At 66.7% G+C, this 17,256-nt stretch carries 17 protein-coding genes; 2 read left to right on the top strand and 15 right to left on the bottom strand.

Translation table 11 applies throughout. The features are described from left to right. Positions 1-63: 63 nt before the first annotated feature. Positions 64-603, bottom strand: a complete 540-nt coding sequence (gene def / locus J7U46_RS12825) for a peptide deformylase (protein ID WP_282826396.1) — start codon at positions 601-603, stop codon at positions 64-66. A gap of 28 nt (positions 604-631) precedes the next feature. Here def and J7U46_RS12820 point away from each other — a divergent pair, with 28 nt between their 5' ends. After that, a complete protein-coding gene (locus tag J7U46_RS12820; protein ID WP_282826395.1) occupies positions 632-1,582 on the top strand; it encodes an MBL fold metallo-hydrolase in 951 nt (316 codons plus the stop codon). A 3-nt stretch (positions 1,583-1,585) separates the two neighbouring features. Here J7U46_RS12820 and ntrC read toward each other — a convergent pair whose 3' ends face one another. The 10 genes from ntrC to J7U46_RS12770 form a co-directional block, all read right to left on the bottom strand. Next, entirely contained in the window at positions 1,586-3,046 is a 1,461-nt protein-coding gene (ntrC, locus tag J7U46_RS12815) for a nitrogen regulation protein NR(I) (RefSeq protein ID WP_282826394.1), read from the bottom strand. Between the two features lie 18 nt (positions 3,047-3,064). Next, positions 3,065-4,168, bottom strand: coding sequence for a nitrogen regulation protein NR(II) (gene glnL / locus J7U46_RS12810; protein ID WP_282826393.1), 1,104 nt, complete (start codon positions 4,166-4,168; stop codon positions 3,065-3,067). A gap of 46 nt (positions 4,169-4,214) precedes the next feature. After that, complete coding sequence (locus tag J7U46_RS12805) at positions 4,215-4,724, bottom strand: hypothetical protein (protein ID WP_282826392.1); 510 nt, start codon at positions 4,722-4,724, stop codon at positions 4,215-4,217. Positions 4,725-4,794: 70 nt separating this feature from the next. Continuing rightward, positions 4,795-6,210: a type I glutamate--ammonia ligase gene (glnA, locus tag J7U46_RS12800; RefSeq protein WP_282826391.1), complete on the bottom strand. Its 1,416-nt coding sequence runs from the start codon at positions 6,208-6,210 to the stop codon at positions 4,795-4,797. Between the two features lie 214 nt (positions 6,211-6,424). Beyond that, a complete protein-coding gene (locus J7U46_RS12795) occupies positions 6,425-7,219 on the bottom strand; it encodes a molybdopterin-binding protein (RefSeq protein WP_282826390.1) in 795 nt (264 codons plus the stop codon). Continuing rightward, a complete protein-coding gene (locus J7U46_RS12790; RefSeq protein WP_282826909.1) occupies positions 7,216-8,061 on the bottom strand; it encodes an EI24 domain-containing protein in 846 nt (281 codons plus the stop codon). Before J7U46_RS12790 ends, J7U46_RS12795 begins: the two co-directional genes overlap by 4 nt. Positions 8,062-8,089: 28 nt before the next feature. After that, on the bottom strand, positions 8,090-9,055 hold the full coding sequence (locus tag J7U46_RS12785) for a sterol desaturase family protein (RefSeq protein WP_282826389.1): 966 nt from the start codon (positions 9,053-9,055) through the stop codon (positions 8,090-8,092). After that, positions 9,052-9,849, bottom strand: coding sequence for a polysaccharide deacetylase family protein (locus J7U46_RS12780; protein ID WP_282826388.1), 798 nt, complete (start codon positions 9,847-9,849; stop codon positions 9,052-9,054). Before J7U46_RS12780 ends, J7U46_RS12785 begins: the two co-directional genes overlap by 4 nt. Further along, the gene (locus tag J7U46_RS12775; RefSeq protein WP_282826387.1) at positions 9,846-10,829 is read right to left on the bottom strand and encodes a YncE family protein; all 984 of its coding nucleotides are present in this window, start codon (positions 10,827-10,829) and stop codon (positions 9,846-9,848) included. Before J7U46_RS12775 ends, J7U46_RS12780 begins: the two co-directional genes overlap by 4 nt. Before the next feature lie 106 nt (positions 10,830-10,935). After that, the gene (locus J7U46_RS12770) at positions 10,936-11,748 is read right to left on the bottom strand and encodes a TIGR00266 family protein (protein WP_282826386.1); all 813 of its coding nucleotides are present in this window, start codon (positions 11,746-11,748) and stop codon (positions 10,936-10,938) included. A 76-nt stretch (positions 11,749-11,824) separates the two neighbouring features. On the opposite strand from J7U46_RS12770, the gene J7U46_RS12765 reads away from it, so the two are divergent. Further along, positions 11,825-12,616 (top strand): IclR family transcriptional regulator C-terminal domain-containing protein, encoded by a 792-nt coding sequence (locus J7U46_RS12765; RefSeq protein ID WP_282826384.1) that lies wholly within the window; start codon positions 11,825-11,827, stop codon positions 12,614-12,616. A gap of 63 nt (positions 12,617-12,679) precedes the next feature. Here J7U46_RS12765 and J7U46_RS12760 read toward each other — a convergent pair whose 3' ends face one another. The 4 genes from J7U46_RS12760 to phaC all read right to left on the bottom strand — a co-directional run bounded on the left by J7U46_RS12760 (position 12,680) and on the right by phaC (position 17,184). After that, entirely contained in the window at positions 12,680-13,423 is a 744-nt protein-coding gene (locus J7U46_RS12760) for a hypothetical protein (protein WP_282826382.1), read from the bottom strand. Positions 13,424-13,515: 92 nt separating this feature from the next. Continuing rightward, entirely contained in the window at positions 13,516-14,253 is a 738-nt protein-coding gene (gene phbB / locus J7U46_RS12755) for an acetoacetyl-CoA reductase (protein WP_282826380.1), read from the bottom strand. Between the two features lie 104 nt (positions 14,254-14,357). Then, the gene (locus tag J7U46_RS12750; protein WP_282826377.1) at positions 14,358-15,539 is read right to left on the bottom strand and encodes an acetyl-CoA C-acetyltransferase; all 1,182 of its coding nucleotides are present in this window, start codon (positions 15,537-15,539) and stop codon (positions 14,358-14,360) included. 37 nt (positions 15,540-15,576) lie between these two features. Beyond that, on the bottom strand, positions 15,577-17,184 hold the full coding sequence (gene phaC / locus J7U46_RS12745) for a class I poly(R)-hydroxyalkanoic acid synthase (RefSeq protein WP_282826907.1): 1,608 nt from the start codon (positions 17,182-17,184) through the stop codon (positions 15,577-15,579). Positions 17,185-17,256: the final 72 nt, after the last annotated feature.

The raw sequence follows: 17,256 nt of genomic DNA, 5'->3' as shown, positions 1-17,256 counted from the left end.
GTCGGTCAGGCCTCAACGCGGCGGGCCCGCGGGGCGCTGACCTCGTTACAAGCCATTACGCCGTCAATCTTCGTCGGCGTTCGGATCCAGCTCGGGGAACAGCACGCTGGTGTAACCGAAGCGGCTGAAGTCCCGCACCCGCATCGGGTAGAGCAGGCCCTGCAGATGATCGCACTCATGCTGGACCACCCGGGCATGAAAGCCCTCTGCCTCGCGCAGGATGGGCTGGCCGTCGAGGTCGAAGCCCTCGTAGCGGATGCGCGAGTAGCGCGGCACCACGCCGCGCAGGCCCGGCACCGAGAGGCAGCCTTCCCAGCCCTCCTCCTCGTCGCTCGAGAGCGGCGTGATGCGCGGGTTGAGCAGGATGGTCAGCGGCACGGCCGGTGCCTCCGGATAGCGCTCGCTGCGCTGGAATCCGAAGATCACCAGTTGCAGGTCCACGCCGATCTGCGGCGCCGCCAGGCCCACGCCCTTGGCCTCGGCCATGGTGTCGAACATGTCGGCCACCAGCTCGCGCAAGGCGGGCGTGCCAAACTCGGTGACATCGCGGGCAACGCGCAGCAAGCGCGGATCGCCCATCTTCAAGATTTCTCTGACGGCCATGGCGCCGGATTCTAAGGACCCACCCACCATGCAGCCCGACTTCGTCCAGGACCTGGGCCACGGCATCTATGCCATCGACACCGCGTTCCAGCGCGACCACTTCGACGCCGCCTATCTCATCGTCGAGAACGGCCGAGCCGCCTTCGTCGACACCGGCACCAACCATGCAGTGCCGCGTCTGCTCGCCGCGCTCGAAAGCCTGGGTCTTGGCGTCGAGGCAGTCGACTGGGTCATCCCCACCCATGTGCACCTGGACCATGCGGGCGGCGTGGGCCTCCTGATGGAATCCCTGCCCCAGGCCCGGCTGTTGGTGCACCCGCGCGGTGCACGCCACCTGATCGACCCCAAGGCGCTCTACCTCGGTGCACTGGCCGTCTATGGCGAGGCCGAGATGCAGCGCAGCTATGGCCAGTTGCGGCCGGTGCCGGCCGAGCGGGTGAGCGAGAGCTCGGACGGCCAAGTCATCTCACTGGCCGGCCGCGAACTGCTGCTGATCGACACCCCCGGCCATGCACGTCATCACCATTGCATCTGGGACGCCCGGAGCCGAGGCTGGTTCACCGGCGACACCTTCGGCCTGTCCTACCGCGAGTTCGACACCGCCGCCGGCCCCTGGGTGCTGCCCACCAGCACGCCGGTGCAGTTCGAACCCGAGGCCCTGAAGGCCTCGATCGCGCGGATGATGGGCTACGGCCCGCAGCAGATGTTCCTGACCCACTACAGCCGGGTCGGCGACGTGGAGCGGCTGGCCGCTTCGCTGGCAGCGCAGATCGACGTGATGGTGGCCCTGGCCCTGCCTTTGAAAGCAGACCTGCAGCGGCACGAGAAGCTGAAGGACGGCCTGTCGGCCCACTACCTGGGCGAGCTCCGCCGCCATGGCTGCACGCTCGCGCCCGAGCGCCAGCTGGAACTGCTGGGCATGGACATTGAACTCAATGCCCAGGGCCTGGCCGTCTGGCTGGACAAGCTGCCAGCTTAGCCGTCAGACATCGAGACCCAGTTCCTGGATCTTGCGGGTGATGGTGTTGCGGCCGATGCCCAGCTTCTGCGCCGCCTCGATGCGGCGGCCGCGCGTGATGTCCAGCGCGGTCATGATCAGGCTGGCCTCGAAGCGGCGGGTCAACTGATCCCACACGTCGGGCTCGCCGGCCAGCAGCAGGCGGCGCGCCTCGCGAGCCATCTCGGTGATCCAGACGTCGGGGCCGCTGCCGACACCGGCGGCTGGCACAGGGCTGCTTGGCGCTGGCAGCGGTGCGCCTTCGGCGGCAGGCACGGCGGGTGCCGGCATCACCACGCCCAGCAGCTCATGCGGCAGGTCCTTGGCCTCGACCACCTGGGTCGGCGCCATCACGCTGAGCCAGTGGCAGATGTTCTCCAGCTGGCGCACATTGCCCGGGAAGTCGAAGTTCTCGAGGCGCGACAGCGCCGCATCCGACAGTCGCTTGGGCTCCACGCCCAGTTCGGTGGCGCTGCGCTGCAGGAAGTAGCGAGCCAGCACCGGAATGTCTTCGCGGCGCTCCCGCAATGCCGGCAGGCGCAGGCGGATGACATTGAGGCGATGGAACAGGTCTTCGCGAAACGCGCCCTGACGCACCCGCTCTTCCAGGTTCTGGTGCGTGGCAGCGATGACGCGCACATTGCTGCGCAGCGGGCTGTGGCCGCCGACGCGGTAGAACTGGCCGTCCGACAAGACGCGTAACAAACGAGTTTGCAGATCCAGCGGCATGTCGCCGATTTCGTCGAGGAAGAGCGTGCCGCCGTCGGCCTGCTCGAAGCGGCCGCGCCGTGTGGCCTGTGCGCCGGTGAAGGCGCCGCGCTCGTGGCCGAAGAGCTCGCTCTCGAGCAAATCCTTGGGGATGGCCGCCGTGTTAATCGCCACGAACGGCCCCTCGGCACGCGGGCTGTGCTTGTGCAGCGCACGCGCCACCAGTTCCTTGCCAGAGCCGGACTCGCCGGTGATCAGCACGGTCACATGGCTTTGGGACAGCCGGCCGATGGCGCGGAACACGTCCTGCATGGCAGGCGCCTGGCCCAGCATCTCGGGCAGTTGCGCGGCCTGCTCCTCGGCCACGGCCTCGCGCAGGCTTTCTTCCTGGGCGCGGCGGATCAGCTCCACGGCGCGCGGCAGGTCGAAGGGCTTGGGCAGGTACTCGAAAGCACCGCCCTGGAAGGCGGCGACCGCGCTGTCCAGGTCCGAGTAGGCGGTCATGATGATGACCGGCAGCGTCGGATGCTGCTCGCGCACCTTGGCGAGCAGGTCCAGGCCCGAACCGCCCGGCATGCGGATGTCCGACACCAGCACCTGCGGGCTGTCGGTCTCCAGCGCCGTCAGCAGGTCGCGCGTGTTGCTGAAGCTGCGCACCGGCATGCCCTCGCGGCTCAGCGCCTTCTCCAGCACGAAGCGGATCGAGTGGTCGTCGTCAACAACCCAGATAGATTTCATTCAGCGCCTCTTCCGCCGTCAGGGCAGTGGCAAGGTAATTCGGAAGTCGGTCCGGCCCGGTTCGCTCTCGCAGTCGATCATGCCCTGGTGCTGTTGAGCGATCGTCTGCGCCAGCGTGAGGCCAAGGCCCGAGCCGCCATCCCGCCCCGACACCAGGGGAAAGAAGATGCGATCTCGGATCTCGGCCGGCACACCGGGGCCGTTGTCTTCCACATGCAATTCCAATGCCAAGCGCCAGCGCTGCTTGCCGATGGTGACCTGGCGTGCGACCCGCGTACGCAGGACGATGCAGGCGTCGCCTGCCGCGATGCGCGGCTGCAGCGCGAGGGCCGCGTTCTGGACGATGTTGAGCACGGCCTGTATGAGCTGCTCGCGGTCGCCACGGAAGTCGGGCAGCGAGGTGTCGTAATCGCGGATGATGGCCAGGCCGCGCGGGAACTCGGCCAGCACCAGCGCCCTCACCCGCTCGCAGACCTCGTGGATGTTGACGTCCACGACCACCTGGGCACGGCGGTGCGGCGCGAGCAGCCGGTCCACCAGCGACTGCAGCCGGTCGGCCTCGTGCACGATGACTTGCGTGTACTCCGCCAGTTCGTCCCACAGCTCGGTGCCCTGCAGTTCCATGGCCAGCAGTTGCGCGGCGCCCCGGATGCCGCCCAGCGGGTTCTTGATCTCGTGGGCCAGGTTGCGCACCAGCTCCTTGGTGGCCTGCACTTGGTCCAGCGTGCGTTCCTCGCGGTCCTGGCGGGTCTGCTGCTCGTTCTCGATCAGCTCCACCAGCACCAGGGCCTGGCCCTCGATCTGGCTGACGATGACCTGCACCGGCAGCGGCTCCTCGTTGCGCTGCTGGTGCTGTGGATTGCGGCGCAGGAGCGCGTCGAAGCGGCTGCTGGAATAGGCATTGCGGGCCACGCCGGCCACGGCCTCGCGCAGGTGCGTGGCATCGACCAGCCAGTCGTGGAGATTGCCGTGCACGACGGCGCGGCGCGACAGCCGCATCACGTTCTCGAACGCGGCGTTGGCGAACAGGCATTCGCCGTCCGGCTGGATGACAGCCACCATGGTGGCCAGCAGGTCAAAGCCGGCAAATTGCGACTCCAGACCGCGCGGGTTCGTGCTCATCGGGCTGCTCCTTCACCGGCACCGTGAGGCGGGCGCAGCCGGTGGATCAGGGCAGCTTGCTGATCTCGCGCTTGAGCGCCTCGATGTCGGCTTCCTGGCGCGTGATGTTGGCCTTCAGTTCGGCCACGCGGTCCAGGTACTTCTGGTAGTTGCGTTCCTCGCCACGCCGCTCCGGCGTGCCGTTGTTGTACTCGGCCTTGAGCGTGTTCAGCTTGGACTCGGCGTCGCGGAGCTCGGCCTGGAGCACGGCTCGCCGTTCGTTGTCGCGACCGCGCTGCTGCTGCGATTCGACCTTCACCTCGTTGGGCCGCGCATTGCTGCTCGCTGCACCACTGGCTGGCGGCGCCGGCCGGCGCACCGGCTGCAGCACCGTGACCGGCGCGCCCTCGATGGTCCGGCAGCCCTTTTCCTGCGCCTCCTTGGCACTCAGCGCGTCGGTGTACAGCACCGGCGGACCGGGGCAGCGGTAGACGACTGTCTGGGCGCCGGCAGCCCCAAGCTGGGCCAGCAGCAAAGCCGGCAGCAGGTGCCGGGCAGCTCGCAGATGAATGCTCATGAAGGCGATTGTGGCGCATGAATGTAAAAGGGACGGCCAAGACCGTCCCTTTGTTCGTTTCAGCCCGTAATCAGAGGCTGTAGTACATGTCGTATTCGACCGGGTGCGTGGCCATGCGGAAGCGGGTCACTTCCTGCATCTTCAGGTCGATGTAGGCATCGATGAAGCTGTCGGTGAACACGCCACCCTTGGTCAGGAAGGCACGGTCCTTGTCCAGGTACTCGAGGGCCTGGTCCAGGCTGTGGCAGACGGTCGGGATCTTTGCGTCTTCTTCCGGCGGCAGGTGGTACAGATCCTTGGTGGCGGCTTCGCCCGGATGGATCTTGTTCTCAACGCCGTCCAGGCCCGCCATCAGCAGCGCGGCGAAGCACAGATAGGGGTTGGCCGAAGGATCGGGGAAGCGCGCCTCGACGCGGCGGCCCTTGGGGTTGGCCACGTAGGGGATGCGGATCGAGGCCGAGCGGTTCTTGGCCGAGTAGGCCAGCTTCACCGGGGCTTCGAAGCCAGGCACCAGGCGCTTGTACGAGTTCGTACCCGGGTTGGTGATGGCGTTCAGCGCGCGAGCGTGCTTGATGATGCCGCCGATGTAGTACAGGGCGAAGTCAGACAGGCCTGCGTAGCCGTCGCCAGCGAACAGGTTCTTGCCGTCCTTCCAGACCGACTGGTGCACGTGCATGCCGGAACCGTTGTCGCCAACGATGGGCTTGGGCATGAAGGTGGCCGTCTTGCCGTAGGCATGGGCCACGTTCTGCACCACGTACTTCTGCAGCTGGGTCCAGTCGGCGCGCTGCACCAGCGAGCTGAACTTGGTGCCGATTTCCATCTGGCCGGCATTGGCCACTTCATGGTGATGGACCTCGACCGGGATGCCCAGCTGTTCGAGGATCAGGCACATTTCCGAGCGCATGTCCTGGCCGGCATCGACCGGGGGCACCGGGAAGTAGCCACCCTTGACGGTGGGACGGTAGCCGCTGTTGCCGTGCTCGTAGTCCTTGCCGGTGTTCCAGGCGGCTTCTTCGGATTCGATCTTGAAGAAGCAGCCGGACATGTCATTGCCCCAGCGGATCGAGTCGAAGATGAAGAATTCGGGTTCCGGACCGAAGTAGGCGGTGTCACCGAGGCCCGAGGACTTCAGGTAGGCCTCAGCGCGCTTGGCCAGCGAACGCGGATCGCGCTCATAGGCCTTGCCGTCGGTCGGGTCGATCACGTCGCAGGACAGGATCAGGGTCGGCTCTTCGAAGAAGGGGTCGATGTTGGCCGTGTTCGGGTCCGGCATCAGCAGCATGTCGGAGGCTTCGATGCCCTTCCAGCCGGCGATCGAGGAGCCGTCGAAGGCATGGCCCGACGTGAACTTGTCTTCGTCGAAATGGGAAACCGGCACGGACACGTGCTGTTCCTTGCCACGGGTATCGGTGAAGCGGAAGTCAACGAACTTGATTTCGTTTTCCTTCACCAGCTTCATCACGTCGGCGACGGTCTTGGCCATCAATAGCTCCTGCTGCAGTGGGTTCAGTGTGGAATTCGGCGAAGCGCGGGGTGCGCGCTACGGGGTATTACTAAGCAGTTTGTGTGCCAACACGATGACAAGCCCGCCGTTGGCCGCCTGCCTCTGGTGCACAGGCACTGCGAGGCCGCATTATGCGCCGCCGCCTGGGTGCGGCCCAGGGTTTGCGCACACCAACGGTGCACGCTCGCCGGGCTCAGCGCACCAATTCGGCGCTCACGATTGCACCAAAATGGTTCAAACCCTCTTTGAGAGTGGCATAGGCCTCGTCGAGGTTCGCGCCCTCGCCCTTGACGCCCAGTTCGATGTGCCGGCCCCACTGCGGATGGTCGACGCTCGGAAGGCTGAAGACCTTGATGCCTGGGAAATGAGCCTCGATGGCCTCCATCAGCGGCGTGAGGGCCGCCTCCATGGCACCCTGGACGATCAGCGAGCGCTCGCGCGTGGCGCTCTGCCCATGCAGATGAGCATAGGGCCCGTCCAGCAAGGACTCGATCATCGGATGCGCCATCACCGGAAAGCCGGGCACGCAGTGCAGATGGCCGAGCGAGAAGCCGGGGATCTTGTTGAACGGGTTCTCGATGATGGCGGCGCCTTCCGGGAACTCGCCCATCTGGAAGCGGCGCAGCGTGTCGGGATGCTCGGGGTCCGGCGTCTCGCCCTTCTCGGCCGCCATCTCCAGCGTGCGCTGCCAGATCCGCTCCTTGGCCAGCGGATGCAGGGCCAGCGGCAGACCGAGGGCGATGGCTGCGGCCTGGCGCGTGTGGTCGTCCGGTGTGGCGCCTATGCCGCCGCAACTGAACACCAGGTCGCCGCTGGCCCAGGCCTCGCGCAGCGCCAGGGCGATCTGCTGGCGTTCATCGCCCAGGTAGCGGGCCCAAGAAAGGCTCATGCCACGGGCCGAGAGCAATTCGATGACCTTGGCGAGATGCTTGTCCTGGCGCTTGCCGGACAGGATCTCGTCGCCAATGATGATCAGGCCAATTTTCATGCGAGGGGCACCAGGGGTTGCAGTTCAACCGGTGCAGGCGGCGGCGCCGAGGCCGCGCGCATCTGCTGCAGCGCCGCCAGCGCGTAATGTGCGAACCAGGCCGTGGAGAAGGCGAACACCAGCATGTAGAGCCAGATGGTCACGAGGATCAGGAACGGCGCCAGCACCACGGCCATCACCCCCAGGGCCCAGATGAAGGCCGGCGCCGCCCCGAGGTAGCCGGTGATCACGCCAATCGCCAGCAGTGGCATCTTGTGCGTGCGCAGCAACTCGCGGCGCTCCTCCTGCGAGGCATGGGCGGCCAGCACGTCGAAGCTGAAGATCTTGTAGCTGAGCCAGCCCCAGATCAGCGGCGGCAGTATCAGCACCAGCGGTGGGATCAACCAGAACGGCATGCTGACGATCAGGGCCAGCAAGGCCAGCAGCGTGGCACCGAGCGAGATGAAAACGCCTTGCACCAGGCTGCCACCCTGCTTCTGCTCCAGCTGCGGGAAGCGCCGCTGCGCGACCAGGCCGACGATGGCCTGCGTCATGCACAGGGCCACCAGCAAGAGGCTCAAGAGCACGATGACCGGCAGCACCATGGCCAGCACCAGCAGCGGCGCCAGCGCGCTGCGGAAGCCGCCGGCGCCCATGGCATCCAGCCATTGCAGGAGGCTCTCGACCAGCTTCCACTGCTCCAGCGTGGCGCGCACGCCCGCCACCGAGGCCTCCCAGCCGAAGTACATGAAGAGGCCGCTCAAGACCGCCACCAGCAAGAGCGGCAGCAACGACAGGCCTATCACCTTGGGATGCAGGCAATAGGCAGCCGCGCGCCAGAACGAGTCGCCCAGTCGGCCCATGTGTTCCACAGCGGATCCCCTCCCCTTGTCAGCCCCGCCCGGCGAGGCGCTTGAGGCCCAGCCATTGCTGCGACCAGAAGCCGCGCCCGTAATCGCGGCCGCCCTCCTCGGGCAATTGGTCGCGCACGCCGGTCGCATCGTATTGCAGCTTGAAGTCGGCCGTGCCGAAGACGATGTCCCAGACCGGGAACAGCACGGCGAAGTTGTGGCCGCCCAGCGTGCCCTTGCCATCAGACTCATGGCCGATGCCGATCGAATGGTGGCGACGGTGGAAGCGCGGGCTCACCAGGACGCGCTCCAGCAGGGGCCCGAACCAGAGGCGGGCATTCGCATGCTGCAGGCTTTCCATCAGCTGCGACAGCGCCACCAGGGCCACGAACTGCCCCGGCCCGACGCCGATCAGGCGCGCCACGAGCACAAAGGCGGCGTCGATCAACACCGCGTCCAGCAAGTGGTTGCGGTTGTCGCTCCACAGCGTCATCTGGCGCTGGCTGTGGTGCAGCGAATGCAGGGACCACCACCAGTTGAAGCCATGCTGAGCGCGGTGCAGCCAGTACATCAGCAGGTCGAACGCCACCACGTAGAGCACGAAGCTGACCAGCGGCTGGTCCGTGACGCCGGGCCAGAGGCTGTCGAGCTGCCAGGTCGGCACGCCAGCCAGTCGCATCTCGCCGGACACCGCATCGAAGAGCGGTTCCAGGCTGAAGAACATCACCAGACGGAACAGGCCCAGGCGGTGGATCAGCGTGTAGATCACGTCGACGCGAATGGCGGCCCGGTCGGTGACGGGCTCCACCGGCCTCCAGCGCTCCAGCGCACGCAGCACGGTCAGCATCAGCGCGATCTGCAAGAGGCCGACCAGCAGCCAGCCGGTCGCGTCATAGGCGTCCTCCAGCCGGTTGCCAAGGCCGATGCCGAACACCAGCGGCTGCACCAGGCCCTCGAACAGCCATTGCTGGGCCTGGCTGAAGGCCTCGCTGAAGCGTTCCATCATGGCTGCGGCTCCAATGCCAGCGGCCGGCTCATCATTGCCGCGAAATTCGGATGCTCGCGAAGCGGCGCAAAGCACATGCCCTTGTCGATCAGACCCTTCATCAGCGGCTCCAGCACGGTGGGTGCCCAGGCGTCCTGGCGCTGCCAGATGCCCAGATGGGCCATCAGGATATCGCCCGGCCGGATGTCGCGAAGCGCGCGTTCCAGCAACAGCGCATTCGGATAGCGGTCGCTCGGCAGCTCATCACCGAGGAAGCCGGCCGGGCTCCACAGCACCGCCGTGAAGCCGCAAGCCTGAGCCGCTGCCAGCAGGGCCGGCGAGCTCTTGCCGGCCGGCGGCCGGAAGATGGCGGACATGGGCTTGCCCGTCATCGCCTGGAAGCGCTGGGCAGGCTTGCGCAGGCCCTCGCAGTATTGGGCCGCCGTCAGCTCGCGGATGCGCGGCTTCTCGATGCCTGCAGCCGTACGCACCCTGAAGCGGCCATCGGGCAAGTCGGCCAGCCAGGTGTCGTGCTCCCAGGTGTGGGAGCCGAAGTCATGGCCCTCGGCCGCACGAGCACGCCACCACGGCGCCCACTCCTCATCCAGCGTCTTGCCGCCGGTCTGCGTCGGTTCGCTCGCCAGGAAGAACGTGGCCTTGGCGTCGTAGCGCTTGAGCAGGTCGGCCACCAGGGGCGCGACACCCATGTGGCCGGTGTCGAAAGTCAGGTAGACCGGCTTGCTGCAAGCCGGTGCGGCCTGCGCCACGCCCTGAGCGAGCAGCAGGGCCACAACGAAGAAGCGGCGGAGCTTCACTGACGAGACACGTGGTCCAGCGTCCAGACGCCGTGCGGCGACTTGCCCACGCCCACCTGCTTCAGCACCTTGTGCGAGGGCATGTCGATCATGGTCAGCTTGCGTGCCCAGCGCGAGGTGACGAGCAGGGTCTTGCCGTCCGGCATGATCTCCATGTCGTCCGGGCCACCGGGGCCGGGCAAGGTATCGACCACCGTGAAGCTCTGCAGGTCGATCTTGCTGATGTTGTTGGCCGCGCGGTTGCTGACCAGCACATGGCGCTTGTCGCCAAAGGCCCGGAAGCTGTGGGCGCCATTGCCGGTAGGGATGCGCTTGACCAGCTTGGGCGCCGCGCCCGTGACGTCGTAGACCTCGACCAGCTTGTCGCCGGTCAGGGCCACCAGCAGGTGCTTGTCGTCGGGCGTCAGGTAGATGTCGGCCGGCATCTTGCCGACCGGGATCTTCCAGCGGGCGCTTAGGGTGTTCAGGTCGATGGCGGTCAGCTCGTCGCTGTCCTGCAGGCTCACATAGACCACCGTGCTCTTGGTGTCGATGTAGAGATGGCTGGGCGTCTTGGGCGCCGGGATGCGCTTGACCAGGAACAAAGGCTGCGCCGCGTTCTCCGGCTGCCAGCGGTACAGCGCGATGTGGTCCAGCCGGTTGCCGGCGGTGACGAACCACTTCATGTCCGGCGAGAAGCGCAGGTGGTAGGGGTCGGTGATGCCGCGCAGCACGCGCTGCACCTCGGCGGTCTTGGGGTCGATGAAGGTCAGCGAATCGCCGAGCGCATTGGCCACCACCATGGACTTGTCGTCCGGCGTGAGGTACAGGTGATGCGGCTCCTTGCCCGTGGGAATGCGCTTGATCTGCTTGAAGCTGACCGGGTCGATCACGCTGATGTCGGCATCCAGCGAATTCAGGACGAAGATCGGATGGGGCGCGGCGTGGGCGGCGCTGGCGCTGATGGCGAGGGCAACAGCAGCGCAGAAACGGGAGAACATCGGCAAGTCCTTGAGGCGAGGAGCTGAAACGGCGGGAAGCCGCCGCAGGCCGCAAGTGTAGAGGGCCGCCTCGCGGCGGCCCTTGATGCGTCTCACCAAAAATCGATCACTCGTCGTCGCCACCAATGATGCCGCCGAGCAGGCCGCCGGCGCCGAAGCCGCCGAGCAGCGAGCCCTCCTCCTTGCTGCCACCGCGCTGCGGAGCAGCCGCGAAGATGCGCGAAGCCAGGCGCGAGAACGGCAGGCTCTGCAGCCAGATCTCCCCCGGGCCGGTCATCTTGGCCAGGAACAGGCCTTCGCCGCCGAACAGCGCGGTCTTGATCTTGCCCACGTACTGGATCTCGAAGTTCACGCCCGGCGTGTAGGCCACCACGCAGCCGGTGTCGACCATCACCGTCTGGCCCGGCTGCAGCGTGCGGCGCACTACCGTGCCGCCGGCATGGACGAAGGCCAGGCCATCGCCCTCCAGCTTCTGCATGATGAAGCCCTCGCCGCCAAAGAAACCCACGCCCAGCTTCTGCTGCAGCGCGATGCCGAGGCTCACGCCGCGCGCGGCGCACAGGAAGGCATCCTTCTGGCAGATCAGCGTGCCGCCGAGCTGGCGCAGGTCCATCGGCAGGATCTTGCCGGGATAGGGTGCGGCGAAGGCCACGCGCTGCTTGCCCACGCCGTTGTTGGTGTAGATCGTGGTGAACAGCGATTCACCGGTGATCAGGCGCTTGCCGGCGCCGAGCAGCTTGCCGAAGAAGCCGCCCTGGTTGGCCGAGCCGTCGCCGAAGATGGTGTCCATGGCGATGCCGGCGTCCATGAACATCATGCTGCCCGCCTCGCCAATGGCCGCCTCGCCGGGGTCCAATTCGACCTCGACGAACTGCATCTCCGCGCCCTTGATTTCGTAGTCCACCACATCCATTGCCATGGCTCTCTCCTGTTGGCATTTTTGATGGCCGGCATCCTACCCAAATCTGCCACCGGCGCTCCCTATACTCGGCGCCATGAGTGCCCAAGAGCTGCCCGACCTGAAGCCCGGCGACGGCTATGTGCAGTCCTTCGCCCGCGGCCTGGCGGTGATACGCGCCTTCAGCGCGGCGGCCCCGCGCCAGACGCTGACCGAGGTGGCCAAGCACTGCGGCCTGAGCCGCGCCGGCGCCCGCCGCATCCTCCTGACGCTGGAGGCCCTCGGCTACGTGAAGCTGGATGGCCGCCTGTTCGCCCTCACGCCCAAGACCCTGGACCTGGGCTTCGCCTACCTGAGCTCGCAGCCGCTGTGGCACCTGGCCGAGCCGGCCATGCAGGCGCTGACGGCTGAGCTGCAGGAATCCTGCTCGGCCGCCGTGCTCGATGGCGACGACATCGTGTACGTGCTGCGTGTGCCGGCCCGCAAGATCATGAGCATCAACCTCGGGCTTGGCAGCCGCCTGCCGGCCTGGTGCACCTCGATGGGCCGCGTGCTGCTCGGTGCCCTGCCCGAGCATGAGCTGGAAATGCGCCTGGCCAAGCTGCAGATCACCCGCAACACGGCGCACACAGTGGCTGATGTCGGCCAGCTGCGCGAGCGCATCCATCAGGCCCGCAAGCAGGGCTGGACCCTGATCAACCAAGAGCTGGAAGACGGCCTGATCTCACTGGCCGCGCCCATCACCGACCGCAGTGGCCAGGTCATTGCCGCCTTGAACATCGGCGCTCAGGTCAACCGCATGCCACCGGAGGCGCTGCTGGAGCGCGGCCTGCCCAGGCTGCTGGCCGCGGCGCAGAGCATATCTGGCCTGCTGGCCTTGAAATCCTGAATCCAAGACCGACGGGGAAGACTCGCGCTTGCCCCGGACTCCACGGCGCCGGCCGGCGCGTTCTCAGTTGGCCCGCGCCGCGAGCGAATGCGCGGCAGCCAGGCCGCCCCTGGCCTTGATCGTCAGCTCGCTCGGGTTGGCCCGCCAGCTGGCCGCCAGGGCTTCGGCCCGCTTCATTTGCTCCGGCGACAAGGACTGCTTCAGCTCATCGAGCGAAGCCTTCGCGCGAGCATTGAGCTCACCTTCGCTCGCGAGTTTGGCCAGCTTGAAATAGGCGTAGCCCAGCGCCGGGTCTGCCTCGGGCCAGAGGCCTTTCACATGCCCGACCGACAGGTTGAAGAGCGCTTGCGGATAGCCTTGATCGGCAGCGCGCTGCATCCAGCGCTGGCCTTCGGCAGGCATTGAGCGCTGCAGGTAGATCGCCGCCACATCGGATTGCGCCAAGGCATAGCCCGCCTCGGCCGCACGCAGCTTTTGCGCCAGCGCCTGTTCAGCATCCGGCGGCACCGCCCCCGGGAACTGACCCGCCAGGTAGCAGCCCACCTTGTAGGCAGCCAAGGCGTCGCCAGCGGCAGCGGCGGCCGCAAAGCTGCGATAGGCCCGCTGCGGGTCCTTGGGCACGCCAATGCCGTTGTTGTAGAGCATGCCCAGGTGGTAATTCGCCTCGGCATCGCCTCGCCCGGCAAGCTGCTGCAAGCGAGACACCAATTGCTCCTCGCTGAGCGGCGCGGCCATGGCGGCGGTGCTAGCCGCGTTGGCAAGACAGGCCAGCATCGTTGCGGCCAGCAGGTATTTCTTCATCTTCATTGCGCCTCCCACGCAAAAAGGCCGGGCCGCGCTTGCAAGCGCAGTCCACGGCCCGAAGGTTCAGCCGGCCTGGGGCTCGCCGGCCGCCACTGTCACCCCATGTGCAAGCCGCCGTTGCAGCTGAAGTCGGCGCCGGTGGTGAAGCCCGATTCCTCGCCCGCCAGCCAGGCCACGACCGAGGCGATTTCCTCGGGTGTGCCGAGGCGCTTGATCGGGATGGAGGCGACGATCTTCTCCAGCACGTCGGGCCGCACGGCCTTGACCATGTCGGTGCCGATGTAGCCCGGGCTCACGGTGTTGACCGTCACGCCCTTGCTGGCCACTTCCTGGGCCAGGGCCATGGTGAAGCCATGCATGCCGGCCTTGGCGGCCGAGTAGTTGGTCTGGCCGAACTGGCCCTTCTCGCCGTTGACGGAAGAGATGTTGATGATGCGGCCCCAGCCCTTGTCCAGCATGTCTTCGATGACCTGCTTGGTCACGTTGAACATGGAGTTCAGGTTGGTGTCCATCACCGCATCCCAGTCGGCGCGGCTCATCTTGCGGAACATGCCGTCGCGGGTGATGCCGGCGTTGTTGACCAGCACGTCGATGGGACCATGCTCGGCCTTGACCTTGGCAAAGGCCGCCACCGTCGAGTCCCAATCGGCCACATTGCCGACCGAGGCGTAGAAGGTGTAGCCAAGGGCCGCCTGCTCGGTCAGCCACTTGTCGTAGTCGCGGCTGGGGCCGCAGCCGGCAATGACCTTGAACCCGTCCCTGTGCAGGCGCTGGCACATCGAGGTGCCGATACCGCCCATGCCGCCGGTCACATATGCAATCTTCTTGCTCATCTCTTGTCTCCTAATCGCCCGACGGGCTGCTTCATTGTTCTTGCAGGCTCCCGCAAGCCGCCATGGCGGTCAAGCGGGTCGGCCCCTAGTCGCTTTGATATCGCTCAGCGTTCGACGGTCAGCGCCACGCCCATGCCACCGCCGATGCACAGCGAGGCGATGCCCTTCTTGGCGTCGCGGCGCTGCATCTCGTGCAGCAGCGTGACGAGGATGCGGCAGCCCGAGGCGCCGATCGGATGGCCCAGCGCAATGGCGCCGCCATTCACGTTCACCTTGCTCAGGTCCCAGCCCATCTGTTGGTGCACGGCGCAGGCCTGGGCCGCAAAGGCTTCGTTGATCTCCAGCAGGTCCAGGTCCTGCGGCTTCCAGCCCGCGCGCTCCAGCGCCTTGCGGGCGGCCGGCACCGGGCCCATGCCCATGGTGGCCGGGTCGAGGCCGGCCGAGGCGTAGCTGGCGATGCGGGCCAGCGGCTTGAGGCCGAGGGCAGCGGCCTTGGCCGCACTCATCAACACCACCCCGGCGGCACCGTCGTTCAGGCCCGAGGCATTGCCGGCGGTCACGCTGCCGGCCTTGTCGAAGGCGGGGCGCAGGCCGGCCAGCACCTCGGCCGTGCTCTTGCGGTTGATGAATTCGTCCCTGTCGAAGGAGATGGGGTCGCCCTTCTTCTGCGGGATCACCACCGGCACGATCTCGTCCTTGAAGCGGCCGGCTTCCTGGGCCGCCGCCGCCTTCAGCTGCGAGCCGAGTGCCAGCTCGTCCTGCGCGGCACGGCTGATGCCGTACTCCTTGGCCACGTTCTCGGCCGTGATGCCCATGTGGTACTGGTTGTAGACGTCCCAGAGGCCGTCCACGATCATGGTGTCCTGCAGCTTCCAGTCGCCCATGCGCTGGCCGTCGCGCGAGCCAGGCAGCACATGCGGCGCGAGGCTCATGCTCTCCTGGCCGCCGGCGATGATGATCTCGCTGTCGCCATCGCGGATCGCCTGGGCCGCAAGCATCACGGCCTTGAGGCCGGAGCCACAGACCTTGTTGATGGTCATGGCCGGCACGGTGTTCGGCAGGCCGGCCTTGATGACGGTCTGGCGGGCCGGGTTCTGGCCCGAGCCGGCGGTCAGCACCTGGCCGAGGATGACCTCGCCGATCTGGCCGCCCTCGAGGCGGGCGCGGCGCAGCAGTTCCTGGACGACGGTGGCGCCCAACTCCGGCGCGGCGGTCTTGGCCAGCGTGCCGCCGAACTTGCCGATGGCCGTGCGGGCCGCGGCGACGATGACGATGTCGGTACTCATGGGTGTCTCCTGATCAATCGATCTTCAAAAAATCAACTCAAGCCTTCTCTTTGACATAGCGACCGGGCGCCGGCTCGATGGCCTTGTACTTGCGGCTGCCTGCGGTCTTGGGCGCGGCCTTCATGGGGCCAGCGTGGCTGGCCAGCCAGGTCGACCAGTCGGTCCACCAGCTGCCGGGATGCTCGGTGGCGGCATCCAGCCAATCCTGTGCTTTCTTGGGGAAGCTGTTGGGCTTGCCGACCCAGTGGCTGCGCTTGCCCTTGGCCGGCGGGTTGATCACGCCGGCAATGTGGCCCGAGGCCCCGAGCATGAAACGCTTCTTGCCCTTGAACACCTGGGTCGACCGGTAGGCCGCATCCCAGGGCACGATGTGGTCTTCGCGCGAGCCATAGATGTAGACCGGTGCCTCGATCTTGCCGAGGTCCAGCGGCTCGCCGCAGACCGTCAGCTTGCCGGGCAGCTTCAGCTCGTTCTGCAGATAGGTGTGGCGCAGGTACCAGCAATAGAAGGGGCCCGGCAGATTGGTCGAATCGCCGTTCCAGTACAACAGATCGAACGGCGGCGGCGCCTCGCCCTTCAGATAGTTGCCGACCACGTAGTTCCAGACCAGGTCGTTGGGCCTGAGGAAGCTGAAGGTGGTGGCCAGTTCCTTGCCGGCCAGGAGACCCGGGCCCTGCGGTGCGTGGGCGCCGAGGGTGTTCTCGCGCATCTCGACCGACAGCTCGTCGATGAAGATGTCGAGGATGCCGTTGCTCTCGAAGTCGATCAGCGTGGTGAGCAAGGTGAGGCTGGCCGCCGGCTGCTCGCCACGGGCAGCCAGCACCGCCAGGGCCGTAGCCAGGATGGTGCCGCCGACACAGAAGCCCAGCGTATTGATCTGCTCGCTGCCGCCAATCTCCTGCACCACGCGGATCGCCTGGATTGCGGCCTTCTCGATGTAGTCATCCCAGGTCCAGGCCTTGCAGCTGTCGTCCGGGTTGCGCCAGCTGACCACGAAGACCCGGTGGCCCTGGCTCACCGCATAGCGGATCAGCGAGTTCTCGGGTTGCAGGTCGAGGATGTAGTACTTGTTGATGCAGGGCGGCACCAGCAGAAAGGGCCAGGCATGCACTTGTGCCGTCAGCGGCTTGTATTCGATCAGCTGGAACAGCTCGTTCTCGTAGACCACGCTGCCTTCGGTCGTGGCCACGTTGCGGCCGACCTCGAAGGCGCTCTCGTCCGTCTGCGAGACATGGCCGCGCTGGATGTCAGCGAACAGCTGCTGCACGCCCTTGGCGATGCTCTCGCCCTTGGTCTTCAAGGCCAGGGCCTGCGCTTCGGGATTCAGGGCGAGGTAGTTGCTCGGCGCCGAGGCATCGACCCATTGCTGGACCGAGAAGCGGATCCGGGCCTTGGTCTTCTCATCGCCTTCCACCTTCTCGGCCAGTTCCATCAAGGTACGGGCATTGAGCAGGTAGAGCTGGGCGGTGAAGGCACCGGCCGGGTTGCTGGCCCAGGCGGCATCGGCGAAGCGGCGGTCGGGCAGCGGCTTGGCCTCGGCCAGGGTGAGGCTGCGGTTCCAAAGCTCGGTGGCCTGCTGCAGATAGCCTTGCTGCAGTTGCTGCAGGGCGTCGACGGGAATCTGCAGGCCGGCCAGCGACTTCATCGCTTCGCCAAGCCCGGCCATGGCGGCCATCGGGTCCGGCATCGCGTCGGCGTCAACACCGGCGCTCCTGCT

This window comes from Pelomonas sp. V22 (assembly GCF_030014915.1).
Lineage (GTDB): Bacteria > Pseudomonadota > Gammaproteobacteria > Burkholderiales > Burkholderiaceae_C > JAUASW01.
The sequence above is the reverse complement of the archived record's forward strand: the minus strand, read 5'-3'. Positions and strand labels throughout refer to the sequence as shown.

Bases quoted from the DNA above. Each gene is read 5' to 3' on its own strand.
- J7U46_RS12750 (WP_282826377.1), bottom strand. From the start codon at position 15,539: ATGAGTACCGACATCGTCATCGTCGCCGCGGCCCGCACGGCCATCGGC.
- phbB (WP_282826380.1), bottom strand. From the start codon at position 14,253: ATGAGCAAGAAGATTGCATATGTGACCGGCGGCATGGGCGGTATCGGC.
- J7U46_RS12770 (WP_282826386.1), bottom strand. From the start codon at position 11,748: ATGGCAATGGATGTGGTGGACTACGAAATCAAGGGCGCGGAGATGCAG.
- J7U46_RS12775 (WP_282826387.1), bottom strand. From the start codon at position 10,829: ATGTTCTCCCGTTTCTGCGCTGCTGTTGCCCTCGCCATCAGCGCCAGC.
- def (WP_282826396.1), bottom strand. From the start codon at position 603: ATGGCCGTCAGAGAAATCTTGAAGATGGGCGATCCGCGCTTGCTGCGC.
- J7U46_RS12805 (WP_282826392.1), bottom strand. From the start codon at position 4,724: ATGAGCATTCATCTGCGAGCTGCCCGGCACCTGCTGCCGGCTTTGCTG.
- J7U46_RS12785 (WP_282826389.1), bottom strand. From the start codon at position 9,055: ATGATGGAACGCTTCAGCGAGGCCTTCAGCCAGGCCCAGCAATGGCTG.
- J7U46_RS12760 (WP_282826382.1), bottom strand. From the start codon at position 13,423: ATGAAGATGAAGAAATACCTGCTGGCCGCAACGATGCTGGCCTGTCTT.
- J7U46_RS12820 (WP_282826395.1), top strand. From the start codon at position 632: ATGCAGCCCGACTTCGTCCAGGACCTGGGCCACGGCATCTATGCCATC.
- glnL (WP_282826393.1), bottom strand. From the start codon at position 4,168: ATGAGCACGAACCCGCGCGGTCTGGAGTCGCAATTTGCCGGCTTTGAC.
- ntrC (WP_282826394.1), bottom strand. From the start codon at position 3,046: ATGAAATCTATCTGGGTTGTTGACGACGACCACTCGATCCGCTTCGTG.
- J7U46_RS12790 (WP_282826909.1), bottom strand. From the start codon at position 8,061: ATGGGCCGACTGGGCGACTCGTTCTGGCGCGCGGCTGCCTATTGCCTG.
- glnA (WP_282826391.1), bottom strand. From the start codon at position 6,210: ATGGCCAAGACCGTCGCCGACGTGATGAAGCTGGTGAAGGAAAACGAA.
- J7U46_RS12765 (WP_282826384.1), top strand. From the start codon at position 11,825: ATGAGTGCCCAAGAGCTGCCCGACCTGAAGCCCGGCGACGGCTATGTG.
- phaC (WP_282826907.1), bottom strand. From the start codon at position 17,184: ATGAAGTCGCTGGCCGGCCTGCAGATTCCCGTCGACGCCCTGCAGCAA.
- J7U46_RS12795 (WP_282826390.1), bottom strand. From the start codon at position 7,219: ATGAAAATTGGCCTGATCATCATTGGCGACGAGATCCTGTCCGGCAAG.